Origin of the sequence: Pseudomonas sp. SHLD1 (assembly GCF_028640935.1) — a bacterium.
In the GTDB taxonomy this organism is placed as follows: Bacteria; Pseudomonadota; Gammaproteobacteria; order Pseudomonadales; family Pseudomonadaceae; genus Chryseomonas; species Chryseomonas aestiva.
In genome coordinates this window covers 242,544-256,547 of sequence record NZ_JAQZAD010000023.1, presented here as the reverse complement: position 1 = coordinate 256,547, position 14,004 = coordinate 242,544, and the positions used below count along the sequence as shown (strand labels likewise).

General features: G+C 66.6%; 12 protein-coding genes and 1 pseudogene. 8 read left to right on the top strand and 5 right to left on the bottom strand.

Features of this window, described 5'->3' with window-relative positions; genetic code table 11:
* Window positions 1-144 precede the first annotated feature (144 nt).
* Window positions 145-2,544 carry a DEAD/DEAH box helicase gene (locus PVZ77_RS17290; RefSeq protein WP_273807756.1) on the bottom strand — a complete coding sequence of 800 codons (2,400 nt, stop codon included), beginning with the start codon at window positions 2,542-2,544 and terminating at the stop codon, window positions 145-147.
* Window positions 2,545-2,724: 180 nt separating this feature from the next.
* Here PVZ77_RS17290 and PVZ77_RS17285 point away from each other — a divergent pair, with 180 nt between their 5' ends.
* From PVZ77_RS17285 to PVZ77_RS17275, 3 genes are all read left to right on the top strand, one after another.
* Window positions 2,725-4,086 (top strand): cation:proton antiporter, encoded by a 1,362-nt coding sequence (locus PVZ77_RS17285; RefSeq protein ID WP_273807755.1) that lies wholly within the window; start codon window positions 2,725-2,727, stop codon window positions 4,084-4,086.
* Window positions 4,087-4,115: 29 nt separating this feature from the next.
* Window positions 4,116-4,742, top strand: a complete 627-nt coding sequence (trhA, locus tag PVZ77_RS17280) for a PAQR family membrane homeostasis protein TrhA (protein WP_273807754.1) — start codon at window positions 4,116-4,118, stop codon at window positions 4,740-4,742.
* A 145-nt stretch (window positions 4,743-4,887) separates the two neighbouring features.
* Window positions 4,888-5,286 (top strand): septal ring lytic transglycosylase RlpA family protein, encoded by a 399-nt coding sequence (locus tag PVZ77_RS17275; RefSeq protein WP_158892742.1) that lies wholly within the window; start codon window positions 4,888-4,890, stop codon window positions 5,284-5,286.
* A 6-nt stretch (window positions 5,287-5,292) separates the two neighbouring features.
* Here PVZ77_RS17275 and PVZ77_RS17270 read toward each other — a convergent pair whose 3' ends face one another.
* Window positions 5,293-6,309, bottom strand: coding sequence for a GGDEF domain-containing protein (locus tag PVZ77_RS17270; protein WP_273807752.1), 1,017 nt, complete (start codon window positions 6,307-6,309; stop codon window positions 5,293-5,295).
* Between the two features lie 244 nt (window positions 6,310-6,553).
* Between PVZ77_RS17270 and PVZ77_RS17265 the strand changes: the two genes are divergently transcribed.
* Together PVZ77_RS17265 and PVZ77_RS17260 are read left to right on the top strand one after the other, a co-directional pair.
* On the top strand, window positions 6,554-7,186 hold the full coding sequence (locus PVZ77_RS17265) for a DJ-1/PfpI family protein (protein WP_273807751.1): 633 nt from the start codon (window positions 6,554-6,556) through the stop codon (window positions 7,184-7,186).
* Window positions 7,180-7,803 carry a glutathione S-transferase family protein gene (locus tag PVZ77_RS17260; protein ID WP_273807749.1) on the top strand — a complete coding sequence of 208 codons (624 nt, stop codon included), beginning with the start codon at window positions 7,180-7,182 and terminating at the stop codon, window positions 7,801-7,803. Before PVZ77_RS17265 ends, PVZ77_RS17260 begins: the two co-directional genes overlap by 7 nt.
* A 58-nt stretch (window positions 7,804-7,861) precedes the next feature.
* On the opposite strand, the pseudogene PVZ77_RS17255 reads toward PVZ77_RS17260, so the two are convergent.
* A pseudogene (locus PVZ77_RS17255) lies at window positions 7,862-8,680 on the bottom strand (ion transporter); the annotation flags it as partial.
* 72 nt (window positions 8,681-8,752) lie between these two features.
* Entirely contained in the window at window positions 8,753-9,739 is a 987-nt protein-coding gene (locus PVZ77_RS17250; RefSeq protein WP_273807748.1) for a LysR family transcriptional regulator, read from the bottom strand.
* Between the two features lie 240 nt (window positions 9,740-9,979).
* Here PVZ77_RS17250 and PVZ77_RS17245 point away from each other — a divergent pair, with 240 nt between their 5' ends.
* Genes PVZ77_RS17245 through PVZ77_RS17235 form a run of 3 tightly spaced genes read left to right on the top strand, consistent with a single transcriptional unit; the run spans window position 9,980 to window position 13,542 of the window.
* Entirely contained in the window at window positions 9,980-11,275 is a 1,296-nt protein-coding gene (locus PVZ77_RS17245) for an MFS transporter (RefSeq protein ID WP_273807747.1), read from the top strand.
* A 16-nt stretch (window positions 11,276-11,291) separates the two neighbouring features.
* Window positions 11,292-12,521, top strand: coding sequence for a Zn-dependent hydrolase (locus PVZ77_RS17240; RefSeq protein ID WP_273807746.1), 1,230 nt, complete (start codon window positions 11,292-11,294; stop codon window positions 12,519-12,521).
* Between the two features lies 1 nt (window position 12,522).
* Window positions 12,523-13,542: a histone deacetylase family protein gene (locus PVZ77_RS17235; protein WP_273807745.1), complete on the top strand. Its 1,020-nt coding sequence runs from the start codon at window positions 12,523-12,525 to the stop codon at window positions 13,540-13,542.
* Between the two features lie 63 nt (window positions 13,543-13,605).
* Here the strand turns inward: PVZ77_RS17235 and PVZ77_RS17230 are convergent, their stop codons facing one another.
* Window positions 13,606-13,953, bottom strand: a complete 348-nt coding sequence (locus PVZ77_RS17230; RefSeq protein ID WP_273807744.1) for a cupin domain-containing protein — start codon at window positions 13,951-13,953, stop codon at window positions 13,606-13,608.
* Window positions 13,954-14,004: the final 51 nt, after the last annotated feature.

The following is a 14,004-nucleotide window of genomic DNA, read 5'->3' as shown; positions in this document are numbered from 1 at the left end:
CGCTGCAAAACGGTGGAAGGCCGCGCCGTTATCCACCTCCGCGGCCTAACTGCGCCCTCTCCCTGGGAAGGCTGGGGAGAGGGGGATCGCGGCCATGAGTGGCCACGTTGTTGGGCTTCGCTGCGCTCAGCGCCAACCTACGAACTAGCGGCCGAAGCGTCCGCCACGGCGCTCGCCCCGTCCCTGGCGGCGCTCGCCCTTGCCTTTGCCCTGGCCCTTCTCCTGGTCACGTGGCCGCCGCCGGCGCGACAACTCCCGGGTGATGGCGTCGTTGAGCAGGTCTCGATGATCCTGGCCGCGTTCCAGGGCCGGAAACAGCTCGGGCAGGCTACGCGACAGGTGCAGATAAGTCTCCACCACGTGCAGGGCGCTTTCCAGCCCGGCGAGATCGGTGCCCATGGGGATGCGCGGCAGGTCCACCGGCTCGCCGCGGGCGACGCTGCGCAGCCAGCGCTGGGCCTGGCCGCTGGCCGGGCCTTCCAGGCCGCCGCGGATCGGCGTGCAGGCGAAGATCCAGCGCAGCTGGAAATCGATGCCGGGCAGGTCGATCAGCTTGATCCACTCGGCCAGCTCGTCGGGCAGTACCGAGACGAAGGCGTCGCCATAGTTGATGTTGCGATTGAAGGTCAGCCAGGTGCGCAGCAGGCTGGGCTCCTCCATGAACTCGGACAGCGCGCGCAGGTGCTCCAGGCTCGGCCGCACCTGGAACTGGTGCAGGTCCACCGGATCGTCCGGACTGTGGAACAGCCGCTTGATGTTGCGCAGCACATGGGGCTCCAGCGCGGTGATCTCGCCTTCGGCATGGTGACCGAAACGCCCGGCGCGACCACCGATCTGCTTGACCTCCTGCACCCGCAGTGGACGGTTCTCCACCCCGTCGAATTTCTCGTCGGTGTAGAAACACAGGGTGTGGGCCGGCAGGTTGAGGCCCATGCCCACCGCATCGGTGGCGACCATGATCTCGGTCTCGCCTTCGCGGAAGCGGCGCGCCTGCTCCCGGCGCACCTCCGGCGAGAGGGCGCCGTAGACCACCGAGACCCGGCGGCCGGCCATCTCCAGCAGGCCCTTGAGTTCCAGCACCACCCGCCGGCTGAAGGCCACCAGCAGCGAACCCGGTTCCAGGCGTTCCAGGGTGGTGGCGTGGCGCGCCACCGTGACCGGTGACAGGCGCTTGGTGGGTTTGATCTCCAGACGGTCCTCGCACAGGGCGCTGAGGGTGCGCAGCGAGGGCTCGATCAGCGCCGGACCGGTCATCAGCAGGCGTTTGGTGTAGGCGCTGACCAGGGCATCGACCCAGGCCCAGCCGCGCTGCGGATCGGCCAGCATCTGCACCTCGTCGACCACCACCACCTCCCACTGCTGGCGGCGGAAGCGGGCGAATTCCTCGACGGTGCAGCAGAAGTGGGTGGCGCCCGGACGGATGATCTCCTCCTCGCCGGTGACCAGCGAGCAGGGCACGCCCAGGGATTCCAGGCGCTCCTGGTTTTCCAGGGCCATCAGCCGCAGCGGCGAGAGGTAGATGGCATGGGTCACCGCCGCCATGGCCTCGATGGATCTGTGGGTCTTGCCGCTGTTGGTGGGACCGAGCAGGGCAGTCCAGGTGCGGGTCAGCCGCCGGGCCGGATAGTTCTGGTGGTACTGGCCGAAGCGCGGGTTGTTTTCCAGCAGCACGGCGAAGGCCATCTTCTCGCGCTGCTGGGTCACGGCGTGGCGCAGGGCCCGGCGCAGCTTGTCGGCCTCCAGGCGCATCAGCTCCTGCAGACGCGGCGTGCCCAGCTGGTGCAGGTCGAAGTCCAGGGCATCGGCTTCGCCCACCAGCACGGCGAAACGCTCGCGCAGGTCCGCCTCGGCTTCGGCCCTGAGCGCGGCGACATCGGCAGCGCCGAGCAGGCGGCCCTGGTTGGCCGCCAGCCGCCGGGGGATCTCCAGGCGAATGTCCTCGTGGGTCAGGACCACGTTGAATCTGAGTTCGTGGCGCGTCTCGTTGAGCACCTCCACCGCCCGCGGCAGGAAGTCGTCCAGACGGATCAGCGCCTGGGGCACCCGCTCCAGCACCCGCTGGCGATCTTCGTCGGCCATCTCGGCGAAGGGCGCCGCCAGGAGGCCCAGACGCTCGCGCACGGCATCGCCCAGGCGCTCGCTGACCGCGGCGGCGAAGGCTTCGGCGCAAGCGCTGTCAGCCAGGTTGAGCGCCCAGTGGGGTTCGAGCAATTCGCTCGCCGCGCCGCCAGTAAAGAGCTTTTCACTGCCGAAGACATCCACCGCATAGCCGAAGGTCTTGCCGGCACCGAGCAGCGCCTGGCCCAGCAGGCTGTCGGGATCGGGCGCGCTGCCCGTAGCCACTGCGGCGGCTTCGTCCAGACCCAGCCAGAAGGCCTTGGCGATCCGCCCCAGGTGCGGCAGGGGATAGCCCGAATAGGGCTTGAACCAGAGTTCCTGATGCTGTTGCCGGGCGACGAAGTCGGGATGGGTGCGGCCGGCCCAGTCGAGGAAGCGCTGCAGGCGTTCGAGGCGGCGTTGCTTGCGGAGGCGGTGATCGCTCATGCGAGGAGGGATTTTCCTTGAGGACTATAGGGCATGGGACCCCGGTCATGGGCACGGGGTCACGGCTGCGCGCACCATTCGGCAGATAGGGGGCACCGTGGCTGCGTTTGCGCAGTCTCCATCACAAGGGTGGCGTTCGCTACCCGCTCTCCTTCTTCTGTTCTGGATCACGCTACCCACATGACATTTCTCGTCTGGGTCGGGGTATTGGGATCGCTGTTGATGATCCTGGCCCTGACGTCCGCCTATCTGCGCTGGCTGCCGGTCACCACTTCGGTGGTCTGTCTGGCCTTCGGCATGCTGATCAGTCCCATTGGCCTCGGGCTCGCCGAGGTCAATTTCCAGCAGTCGGCAACCTGGATCGGTCACCTCACCGAGGTGGCGGTGCTCTTTTCGCTGTTCGTCAGCGGCCTCAAGCTGCGCCTGTCCTTTCATCGCTCCTCCTGGCACGGCGCCTACCTGCTGGCCGGGCCGGTGATGATCCTCAGCATCGCCGGGGTCTGCCTAGCGGCCCACTATCTGCTCGGCCTGCCCTGGGGCGTGGCCCTGCTGATCGGCGCCATCCTCGCGCCCACCGATCCGGTGCTGGCCGGGCTGGTGCAGGTCAATCACGCCCAGGATTTCGACCGGGTACGCTTCGGTCTCTCCGGCGAGGCGGGCCTCAACGACGGCACCGCCTTTCCCTTCGTGCTGCTCGGCCTGCTGCTCCTGCAGCACGGCGAACTGCAGTGGGGCTGGACCCTGGAGTGGTTCCTCAAGAACGTGGTCTGGGGCGTGCCGGCGGGCCTGCTGCTGGGCTATGTCATGGGCAAGGGGGTCGGGCGGCTGATGATCTTCCTGCGCACCCGGCATGGCGACAGCACCATCTCGCCCAATGACTTTCTCGCCCTGGCGCTGATCGCCCTGTCCTATGTGCTGGCCGACGAGATCGGCGCCTTCGGCTTTCTCGCGGTGTTCGCCGCCGGCCTGGGCCTGCGCCAGGCCGAGGTACAGACCTCCGGCCATGCCGAAGTACCCTCCGAGCACCTGGCGCAGCCGGTGATCGGTCATCTCACCGGGGCGCCGGAGCGCGCCACCGTGGCCAATGCCGAGGACATCGAGGAGCCGCGGATGGCGGCCGGGGTGATGATGGGCGACATGCTCGCCTTCGGCAGCCTGGTGGAGCGCTCCTTCGAGGTACTCCTGGTGACCCTGCTCGGGGTGGTGCTGATCACCCACTGGGACAGCCGCGCGCTGCTGCTGGGCGCCTTGCTGTTCGTGGTGATCCGCCCGCTGGGCGTGGCTACCATGCTGCCCTTCACCCGCATCGATCGCCACCAGGGTGCGCTGATCGGCTGGTTCGGCATCCGTGGCATCGGTAGCCTGTATTATCTGTGCTACGCGCTCACGCATCACGTCACGGCCGACTGGGCCGGGACCATCGTCGACCTGACCCTGTCGGTGGTGGCCTTGAGCATCGCGGTCCACGGGATTTCCATCCAGCCGCTGCTCGACCGCTACGAGCGCCTCACTGCCCGTCGCGAGGGCTCGGCGAGACCCTGAGCCCGTTTGCGACCTATACCGGAGGACGCATGTATCACGGCGAACGTCTCAATGCCTGGACCCATCTGGTCGGTGCCCTGCTGGCCCTGGCCGGCGCCATCACCCTGGTCGTGCTGGCCAGCCTGCAGGGCGATCCCTGGCGCATCGTCAGCGTGGCGATCTACGGGGTCGCGCTGGTGATCCTCTACAGCGTCTCGACCCTCTACCACAGCGTGAAGGGACGCGCGAAGCGCCTGCTGCAAAAGCTCGATCACCTGTCGATCTACCTGCTGATCGCCGGCAGCTACACGCCGTTCTGCCTGGTGACCCTGCGCGGGCCCTGGGGCTGGACGCTGTTCGGCATCGTCTGGGGCCTGGCGCTGATCGGCATGGCGCAGGAACTCAAGCCCCGTTCGGAGGCGCGCATCCTGTCGCTGGTGATCTACGCCGTCATGGGCTGGATCGTACTGGTGGCAGTGGGACCGCTGCTGGACCGCCTGGGCGGCGAAGGCTTCGCCTGGCTGGCGGCCGGCGGCGTGCTCTATACCGTGGGGATCCTGTTCTTCGTCTTCGACGATCGCTTCCGCCACTGGCATGGCATCTGGCATGGCTTCGTCATGGCCGGCAGCGCGCTGCACTTCGTCGCCATCCTCAGGTTCGTGCTACCAGCGTCCTAGCCGTGGTCTTGAGGGGCTCGTCACAGATATGGCGGCCTATGGCCATCCGTGGCGAACCCTTGGGTAGCTGTTTGGTTCTCAAATAGCTGAACCCATTCCCAGTGCGTTGCTTTCCCCAAAACGAAGAAGAAGAGGAAGGTGAAACGTGTTCAGCCGTCCCAGATTTCTTGTATTGCTCCTATTGCTCGCCTGCAGCGCCTGCCAGGAAAAGGACGCCAAGACCGTCGCCGCGCCGATCAAGAAGGAAGCCAGCTTCGAGCAGCGCGGCAAGGCCTCCTTCTATGCGCGCAAATTCCATGGCAAGGAAACCGCCAGCGGCGAGACCTTCAACAACAACGAGCTGGTCGCCGCCCACAAGACCCTGCCGCTTGGCACCCGGGTCAAGGTGACCAACCTGGAAAACGATCGCGCCGTGGTGGTGCGCATCAATGACCGCGGCCCCTATATCCGCGGCCGCATCATCGATCTCTCGCGCGCCGCTGCCCGGCGGGTGGACATGGTCGACGACGGCACCACCGCGGTGAAGGTGGAAAAGCTGGAGTAGCGACCCTCAGCGGATCCAGACGGTCTGGTCCTTGCCCTGGCGCTTGGCCCGATAGAGTCCTTCGTCCGCCTGGCGCAGCAATTCGTTCAGCGACAGCTCCGGCGCGAGTCGTAGCGCCCCGGCACTGAAGCGGATACCCAGGGGCTCGGCTTCAGCCAGGCGCCTGCGCAGGGTTTCCAGCAGCTGACTGACCCGCCCCTCGTCGAGGTCGCGGATCAGCAGCCCGAATTCCTCGCCGCCCAGCCGGCCGCCTTGCAACCTTGGATCGAGCTGATCGAGTTGCCGCGCCGTGGCGAACAGCACCTGGTCACCGACCTGGTGGCCGTGGCGGTCGTTGATCTCCTTGAAGTTGTCGATATCAAGCATGACGAAATGCCTGGGCGCCTGCCCGCTCTCGCCGCGTGCCGCGTCGACCTGCTCGAGGAGCTTGCGGCGGTTGGCGATTCCGGTGAGTTCATCGGTCTCCGCGAGAATCCGATAGCGCTCCTTGAGAATGAAGGTCCGCCGCATCCACTGGCTGTTGGCATGGTTGTAGGCGATACCGATGGCCAGGGTGGCACCGACCAGCAACCCGACCAGCTGCACCGGCATGGCGGCGGGTATCAGCTGGGCCTGGCCGGCGAAGAGGATGAAGGCGGCGCCGGCGAGGGTAATCAGGTAGTGGGAGAGGCGATAGGTCAGGCCGCAGGTGCCCAGCACGACGGCGATGGCGATGGGGAGATTCCAGTAGTGACCCAGGGCGCCACCATCCTGGATCTGGATGCGGAAGGCGAAGACGAGCGCCCAGATGTTGCCAGTGAAGGTCAGACTCATCATGCGCGCGCTGCGCGCCACGCCGAGCAGGGCGCTGATCCCCAGCAACAGCAGCATCACCGCGAAATAGCGCGTCTTGTAAGGACTGCCGATCAGCGGATTGCTCCACAGACTCAGCGGCCACATCGCCAGCATCAGGGGCTGCAACACCAGCAGGGGCGTGCGCAGCACCCGGCGGACATGCTGTTCATAGCGAATATCGTCGTCCATCGACATCTCGGAAGGGGGTAGGGCCGCTGGACGATGGCAAATCGGCCGATGGCTCGGCCAGGGTGCATCACTGTAATGGCTAAGTGCTAGTGCCTCCAAGTAGGACAGGGTGCTATTGCCCGCCGTAGAGCGGTTTGCCGATGACTGGTCTGACTGTATGGCCAGCCTGGCGCAACACTGTATCTGGCCGACGCCCGCCCGGGAGGCCGAGACTCTTGCTTCACCCCGCGCCCCCGGTAGCCCCATGCACCTCGCCATCCTCACCTTCGACGGCTTCAACGAACTGGACTCCCTGATCGCCCTGGGCCTCCTCAATCGCATCAGGCGTCCGGACTGGCGGGTCTCGCTGATGGCGCCGACTCCCTGCGTGACCTCCATGAACGGCGTTCGCCTGGAGCGTCAGGCCGGCTTCGACGAGCTGGCGGACTGCAGCGCCGTGCTGGTGGGCAGTGGCAGCCGTACCCGGGAACTGGCGCGAGACGCCGCCCTGCTGGAACAGCTGGCGGTGCTCGACCCCGGACGCCAACTGGTCGGCGCCCAGTGCTCCGGCACCCTGTTGCTGGCGCGCCTCGGCCTGCTCGACGGCGTACCTGGCTGCACCGATCTCACCACCAAGCCCTGGGTGCAGGAAGCCGGCATCGAGGTGCTGGCGCAGCCCTTTTTCGCCCGCGGCAACCTGGCCACCGCCGGCGGCTGCCTGGCTTCCAGCTACCTGGCGGCCTGGGCCATCGCCCGGCTGCTGGGGCGCGAGGCGGCGGCCGAGGTGCTGCATTACGTGGCACCGGTGGGTGAGAAGGAGGACTATGTGCAGCGCGCGCTCGGCAATATCGAGCCCTATCTCAGCCATCCATCCCGGGAGGTCGCCTCGGCATGCTGAAAATTCTCGGTCGCGTCTCTTCGATCAACGTCCGCAAGGCGCTCTGGTGCCTCGACGAACTGGGCCTGGGCTATGAGCGCAAGGACTGGGGCGCCGGCTTTCGCTCGGCGCAGTCCGCCGAATACCTGCAATGGAATCCCAATGGCCAAATCCCGGTCCTGCTGGACGGCGACTTCGTGCTCTGGGAGTCCAACAGCATCCTGCGCTACCTGGCCAACGCCCATGGCGGCGAGGCGCTGTATCCCGCCGCTCCGCGCGCCCGGGCACGGGTCGATCAGTGGCTGGACTGGCAGGCCTGCGAACTCAATCCGGCCTGGAGCTACGCCTATCTGGCGCTGGTGAAGCAGCAGCCGGCGGAACCCGATCCGCAGCGCCTGGCGCAAGGTGTCGCCGCCTGGAACGAACGCATCGCCATTCTGGACGCGCACCTGGCGCAGCATGGCCCCTATGTGGCCGGCGAACACTTCAGCCTGGCCGACATCGCCCTGGGCCTGTCGCTGCACCGCTGGCGCAGCACCCCGATGGAGCGCAGCGCGGCGCCGGCGATCGAGGCCTATCTCGAACGCCTGGCCACGCGCCCGGCCTGGGCCTGCTATGCCAGCGCTGCCACGCCCTGAGACGCAGCGTCTGGGCTAGTGGGCCGACTCCTCCGGCTGGCTCTTCTCCGTAGGGGGGGAACAGCGGATTGCCGCAGCGATTGCAAAAGGAGGAATCGGGTTCGTGGGTAGGCTTCTGGCAGCGTGGACAGTCGCGCTGCAGCGTGGCGCTGCGCATGGCGTTGGCCAGCTCCGCGGTAAAGATGCCGGTGGGCACGGCGATGATCGAATAACCGGTGATCATGATCATGCCCGCCAGGGTCTGGCCCAGTGCCGTCTTGGGCACCATGTCGCCGAAACCCACGGTGGTCAGGGTCACCACCGCCCAGTAGATGCTGCGCGGGATGCTGGTGAAACCATTGGCCGGTCCTTCGATGACGTACATGAAGGTGCCGAACATGGTTACCAGGGTGCAGATGGCCAGCAGGAACACGGTGATCTTCTGCCGGCTGCTGCTCAGCGCCACCATGAGGAAATCCGCCTGGCTCAGGTAGGGCGTCAGCTTGAGCACGCGGAACACCCGCATCATCCGCAGCACCCGGATGACCAGGAAATACTGGGCGTCGGGCATCAGCAGGGCGATGAAGGCCGGCAGCACGGCCAGCAAATCGATGAAGCCGTAGAAACTGGTGACGTACTGGCGCGGCCGGGGCGCGCAGATCACCCGCAGCAGGTATTCGATCGCGAAGAGGCCGGTGAAGATCCATTCCAGTCCATAGAGCCAGCTGCCGTAGCGCAGGTGGATGGCCTGGATGCTGTCCAGCATCACCACGCCCAGGCTGGCCATGATGACCGCCAGCAGCAGGGTGTCGAAGAGTCTTCCGGCCGGGGTGTAGGTGTGGAAGATGATGACGTACAGGCGCTCGCGCCAGGTACCTGGGCGAGGGTAGGGATCCATGGGCGCTCCTGGGCAGGGGTATCCAACGGACAAGGATAGCAAGCCCCTTCCCGCTGACCGAGTGAATGTGCCCTAGAGCCGTCCGGCCACCTCGGTAGTCGCCAGGAGGTGCTGGAAACCGTCCAGCAACGCCGTTTCCGCCTGGGTCATGCGCTGCTCGCGGTGCCAGAGCAGGTGCACGTCGACATCGGCCACGCCTTCGCCAGGCGGCAGTCGCCAGAGTTCGCCGGCGGCCACGTCATCGGCCACTACATGCTGGGGCAGACAGCCGATGCCGTAACCGGCGCCGACCAGGCGGCGGATTTCTTCGAGGCTGGGTGAGGAGGCGACGATCCGTCCGGTGAAGCCCTGCTGATCGCGAAAGATGGTGAGCGGCGAGAGGCTGCCGCCAATCTGGTCGCTGGTGAAACTGACGAAGTTCTCGCCCTGCAGATCGGCCAGCGACAGGTCACTGCGCCCGAACAAGGGATGGCGACGTCCGCAGAAAAAGGCATAGCGCTGCTGCAACAGCACCCGTTGCTCCAGTTTTGGCTGAGGAATACGGCAGAGGGCGAGGCCCAGGGTCGCGGTCTTCTGCAGCAGGGAGCTGATGATGTCCGAGCTGCGCATCACGTCGATCTCCAGTTCCACCCGTGGAAAGCGGCGGTGGAAGTCGGCGAGGAAGTCGTCGTAGCAGCGCGACTGGATGCGGCTGATGGTGAGCATCCGCACCTTGCCCACCACGGTCTCCGTTGAGCGCTCAAGTGCAGCGCCGAGGCGGGAGACGTTGCCATAGAGGTCGCTGGCGATGCGGGCCACCTCTTCGCCGGCCTCGGTGAGGGCGAAGCGCGGCCCCCGGCGAATGATCAGCGTCCGGTCGAGTTGTTCCTCCAGCCGCTTGAGGGCCTGGCTGACGGCTGGCTGAGTCAGGTGCAGCCGCGCGGCCGCACGACTCACGCTACCTTCCTGGACGATCACCAGATAGGTGCGCAGGAGATTCCAGTCCAGCCGATCATTGAGAAAGCGCCGGCCGTCTGGCGAGGGCGCGGGGGAGAGCGGTTCATCCTGATTATTAGCCATGCTTATAGATAGGTATAAGAATTAGAAAATTGACTAATCTTAGCCTGCCAAGGGATAACGACGTCAAGGCGCCCCAGAACGCTCCTGCATTCTTCTTCCTCTCCTGCCCAACAAGAACGATACCCCCAGGAGTGCTGCGTCCATGTCTCCCTGACTACGCCTGCCCATCGCTCTCCGTGCGTCCGGCCTTTCAATCCGCCGCGCCGCCCCTCTTTCCGGCAGTCGATAGGAGCACCCTGCATGCCGTCCACCTCACCGCGTCGCCAGCCCAGGCGCGCCGCCGCCGCTGCCTTCGTGGGCACCACCATCGAGTGGTACGACTACTACATCTTCGCCACGGCCGCCGCACTGGTCTTCGGCCAGCTGTTCTTTCCCTCCGATGACCGCTTGCTGAGCACCCTGGCTGCCTTCGGTACCTTCGCCGTGGGGTTCTTCGCCCGGCCATTGGGCGGTCTGGTCTTCGGCCATATCGGCGACCGCATCGGCCGCAAGAAATCCCTGATCGTCACCCTGCTGATGATGGGCGTGGTCACCGTGCTCATCGGCGTGCTACCCACCTACAGCCAGGCCGGCGTCTGGGCGCCGATCCTGCTGATCCTGCTGCGGGTGGTGCAGGGCATCGCCGTGGGTGGCGAATGGGGCGGCGCCGTGCTGATGGCCGGCGAGCATGCACCGGCCGGTCGCCGTACCTTTTTCGCTTCCTTCGCCCAGTGGGGTAGCCCGGCCGGCCTGATCCTGTCGATCATTGCCTTTCGTAGCGTCACCAGCCTGCCGGAAGAGGACCTGCTCGACTGGGGCTGGCGCCTGCCTTTCCTGGCCAGCGCGTTGCTCCTTGTGGTCGGTCTGGCCATCCGCCTGGGCGTGGACGAGTCCCCCGAGTTCGCCGAGATGAAAGAGCGCCAGGAAACGGCCAAGGCGCCGGCGGCCGAAGTGCTGCGTACCGCCTGGCGTCCGCTGCTGCTGTGCATCGGTGCCAATACCCTGGGTATCGCCGGGGTCTATTTCACCAATACCTTCATGCTCAGCTACACCACCCAGGTGCTGGAGTTGTCGCGCTCGCTGATCCTCGACTGCCTGCTGTTCGTCGCCCTCATCCAGTTCCTGGTCCAGCCACTGGCCGCGCTGCTCGCCGAGCGTATGGGCAGCGCACGTTTCCTGCTGTTGATCTCGGCCCTGGCCATGGCCTCGCCCTATCCGATGTTCGTCCTGGTCAAGACCGGCTCGGCGCCGCTGATCGTGCTGGGAATCGCCCTGGCGGCTGCCTGCATGGCGTCCTTCTATGCGGTGATCGCCGGCTTCGTCAGTGGCGTCTTCGCTACCCGGGTGCGCTACACCGCCATCTCCATGGCCTACCAGGTCTGTGGCGCCATTGCCGGTGGCCTGACACCCATGGTCGGCACCCTGCTGGCCCATCGCTTCACGGGCGAGTGGTGGCCGCTGGCGGTCTTCTACTCCCTGCTGGCCGGCCTGTCGCTGCTGTGCGTGGCGGCCCTGGCGCGCCGTCGGGAGGCCACTGCCCATGTCTCTCCCGCCTGAGTACAAGGAATCCAGCATGTATAAAGTTGATGGCGAGCGCCTCTGGCAGAGTCTGGCCGCCATGGCCGAGGTCGGTCCGGGCGAGGCCGGAGGCAGCAGTCGCCTGGCCCTGACCGAAGAAGATCGCCAGGGGCGGGCGTTGTTCAGCCAGTGGTGCGTGGCCGCCGGCCTCAGCCTGACGGTGGACCCGGTCGGCAACCTGTTCGCTCGTCGTCCGGGTCTTGATAAGCAGGCCGCGCCAGTGGTCATGGGCAGCCATCTGGACACCCAACCCAAGGGCGGGCGCTTCGATGGCGTCTATGGGGTGTTGGCCGGGCTGGAGGTGATGCGCAGCCTGAACGACGCGGACATCCAGACCGACCGACCCCTGGAAATCGCCGTCTGGACCAACGAGGAGGGTGCCCGCTTCACGCCGGCCATGCTGGGTTCCGCGGTCTTCACCGGGCAGTTGCCCCTCGCCGCCGCCCTGGCGACCTGCGACCGTGACGGCATCTCCGTGGCCACGAGTCTGGAGCGCACCGGCTATGCCGGCGACCAGCCGTTGGGGCGGTCCTTCGATAGCTATTTCGAGGCCCATATCGAGCAGGGCCCGGTTCTCGAAGACGAAGGCCTGGCGGTGGGCGTGGTCACCGGGGGCCAGGCGATCTGCTGGCTCGACGTGTGCGTCCGGGGCACCGCGGCCCACGCCGGCACCACCCCCATGGCCAGGCGCCGGGATGCCCTGTTCGGCGTCGGCCGGATGCTGGCTGCGCTGGAGGATCTCGCTTCTCGCTTCGGCGACGGACTGGTCACCGTGGGGCAACTGGACGTGGCGCGCTCCTCGCGCAACACCATCGCCGGCGAGGTGCACTTCACCCTGGACCTGCGTCACCCCCAGGACCCGACCCTGGCAGCGCTGGAAACCGCCGCACGGGAATGCCTGGCCGCCGTGGCCGCGGAGCGCGGCTTGTCGCTGGACGTCCAGCGGCACTGGCTGAGCCCTGCCACTCCCTTCGCCGCCGACTGCGTCGCCGCCGTACGCGACGCGGTCCAGGCGCTGGGCTATCCCCACCGCGACATCATCAGCGGCGCCGGTCACGACGCCATCCACCTGGCCAGGCACTGTCCCACGGCGATGATCTTCATCCCCTGTGCCGGCGGCCTGAGCCATAACGAGGCCGAGTCGGCCAGTTTCGATGACGTCCGCCGCGGCGCCGACGTCCTGTTCAATGCCGTGCTGGCCCGAGCGGGCCATCAGGAGAGATGACATGAAGACCTTTTTCCATCCCGATCAGCGCCTGCATCATCCGCGCAGCTACCTGTCCCGAGGCCAGATGCGCACCCCCCAGGAGGTGCCGGCCCGCCTCGACGCCCTGCTGGCCGCGGTGGAGCGGCTGGGCTATCCCCTCGAACAGCCGGCGGATCACGGCCGCGCACCGCTGCATGCAGTGCACGGCGAGGCCTATGTGACCTACCTGGAGAATGCCTATCGCGACTGGCACCAGGTGCCCGAAGACTGGGGTGACGAGGTGATGTCGAACATCTATGTCCGCGAGAACAACCCGCTGCGTGGCATCCTCGGCCAGACCGCCCGCTACCTGGCGGACGGCAGTTGCCCGATCGGCGCCCAGACCTGGGCCGCCGTCTATGGCTCCGCCCAGAGCGCGGTCGCCGCGGCGCGCTGCGTGCGGGACGGCGCGCCAGCCGCCTATGCGCTCTGTCGCCCACCGGGGCATCATGCCCGGGCCGAGGCGGCCGGCGGTTTCTGCTACCTGAACGGCGCCGCCATCGCCGCCCAGGAGTTGCGCGCGCGCTTCGCCCGGGTCGCCATCCTCGATACCGACATGCACCACGGCCAGGGCATCCAGGAGATCTTCTACGACCGCGACGACGTCTATTACCTGTCGATTCACGGTGATCCGACCAACTTCTATCCGGTGGTGGCGGGCTTCGCCGACGAACGCGGCAGCGGGCTGGGCGAGGGCTGCAACCTCAATCTGCCGATGCCTCATGGCGCCTCCGAAGCGGACTTCTTCGCCCGGCTGGACGAGGCCGAGACGGCGCTGCGTGAATGGGCGCCGGACGTGCTGGTGCTATCCCTCGGCTTCGACATCTACGAAAACGATCCGCAGTCCAAGGTGGCGGTGAGTCAGGCAGGGTTCGGCGTGCTGGGCGAAAGGATCAAGGCCCTGGGGCTGCCCACGGTGATCGTGCAGGAAGGGGGATACGACCTGGAAACCCTGAGCGACAATGCCGAGCGCTTCTTCCGCGGTTTCGACGGTCGCTGACCGCTGACCGCTGACCGCTGACCGCTGGCCCCGGCCTTGGCGCCGGGGCCTGTCCTGGCCTGATCAGGCGAACACGAAATACTTGCGCACCGTCTCGACCACTTCCCAGGTGCCCTTCATGCCGGGCTCGACGACGAAGATGTCGCCGGCCTTGAGGTGGATGGGTTCCTGGCCATCGGGAGTGATGATGCAGTAGCCCTCCTGGAAGTGGCAGTACTCCCACTTCACGTAGTCGACGCGCCACTTGCCGGGGGTGCAGATCCAAGTGCCCATGATCTTGCTGCCGTCATCGGAGGTGTAGGCATTGAGGTTGACGGTATGGGGCTCGCCTTCGATGCGCTCCCATTTGCAGGCATCGACCACGGGCATGGGTTGGGTGTCGCGCAGAACGGTGATGGGCGGGTTGGCCATGGCGGCTCTCCTGGTGATGGAAGCCGTCAAGGGTGAGGGGTCGCCCCGGAC

Coding starts and splice junctions, on each gene's coding strand:
- PVZ77_RS17260 (WP_273807749.1), top strand. CDS start 7,180: ATGCTGAAAATTCTCGGTCGCGTCTCTTCGATCAACGTCCGCAAGGCG.
- PVZ77_RS17240 (WP_273807746.1), top strand. CDS start 11,292: ATGTATAAAGTTGATGGCGAGCGCCTCTGGCAGAGTCTGGCCGCCATG.
- trhA (WP_273807754.1), top strand. CDS start 4,116: ATGTATCACGGCGAACGTCTCAATGCCTGGACCCATCTGGTCGGTGCC.
- PVZ77_RS17265 (WP_273807751.1), top strand. CDS start 6,554: ATGCACCTCGCCATCCTCACCTTCGACGGCTTCAACGAACTGGACTCC.
- PVZ77_RS17285 (WP_273807755.1), top strand. CDS start 2,725: ATGACATTTCTCGTCTGGGTCGGGGTATTGGGATCGCTGTTGATGATC.
- PVZ77_RS17230 (WP_273807744.1), bottom strand. CDS start 13,953: ATGGCCAACCCGCCCATCACCGTTCTGCGCGACACCCAACCCATGCCC.
- PVZ77_RS17250 (WP_273807748.1), bottom strand. CDS start 9,739: ATGGCTAATAATCAGGATGAACCGCTCTCCCCCGCGCCCTCGCCAGAC.
- PVZ77_RS17235 (WP_273807745.1), top strand. CDS start 12,523: ATGAAGACCTTTTTCCATCCCGATCAGCGCCTGCATCATCCGCGCAGC.
- PVZ77_RS17270 (WP_273807752.1), bottom strand. CDS start 6,309: ATGGACGACGATATTCGCTATGAACAGCATGTCCGCCGGGTGCTGCGC.
- PVZ77_RS17245 (WP_273807747.1), top strand. CDS start 9,980: ATGCCGTCCACCTCACCGCGTCGCCAGCCCAGGCGCGCCGCCGCCGCT.
- PVZ77_RS17290 (WP_273807756.1), bottom strand. CDS start 2,544: ATGAGCGATCACCGCCTCCGCAAGCAACGCCGCCTCGAACGCCTGCAG.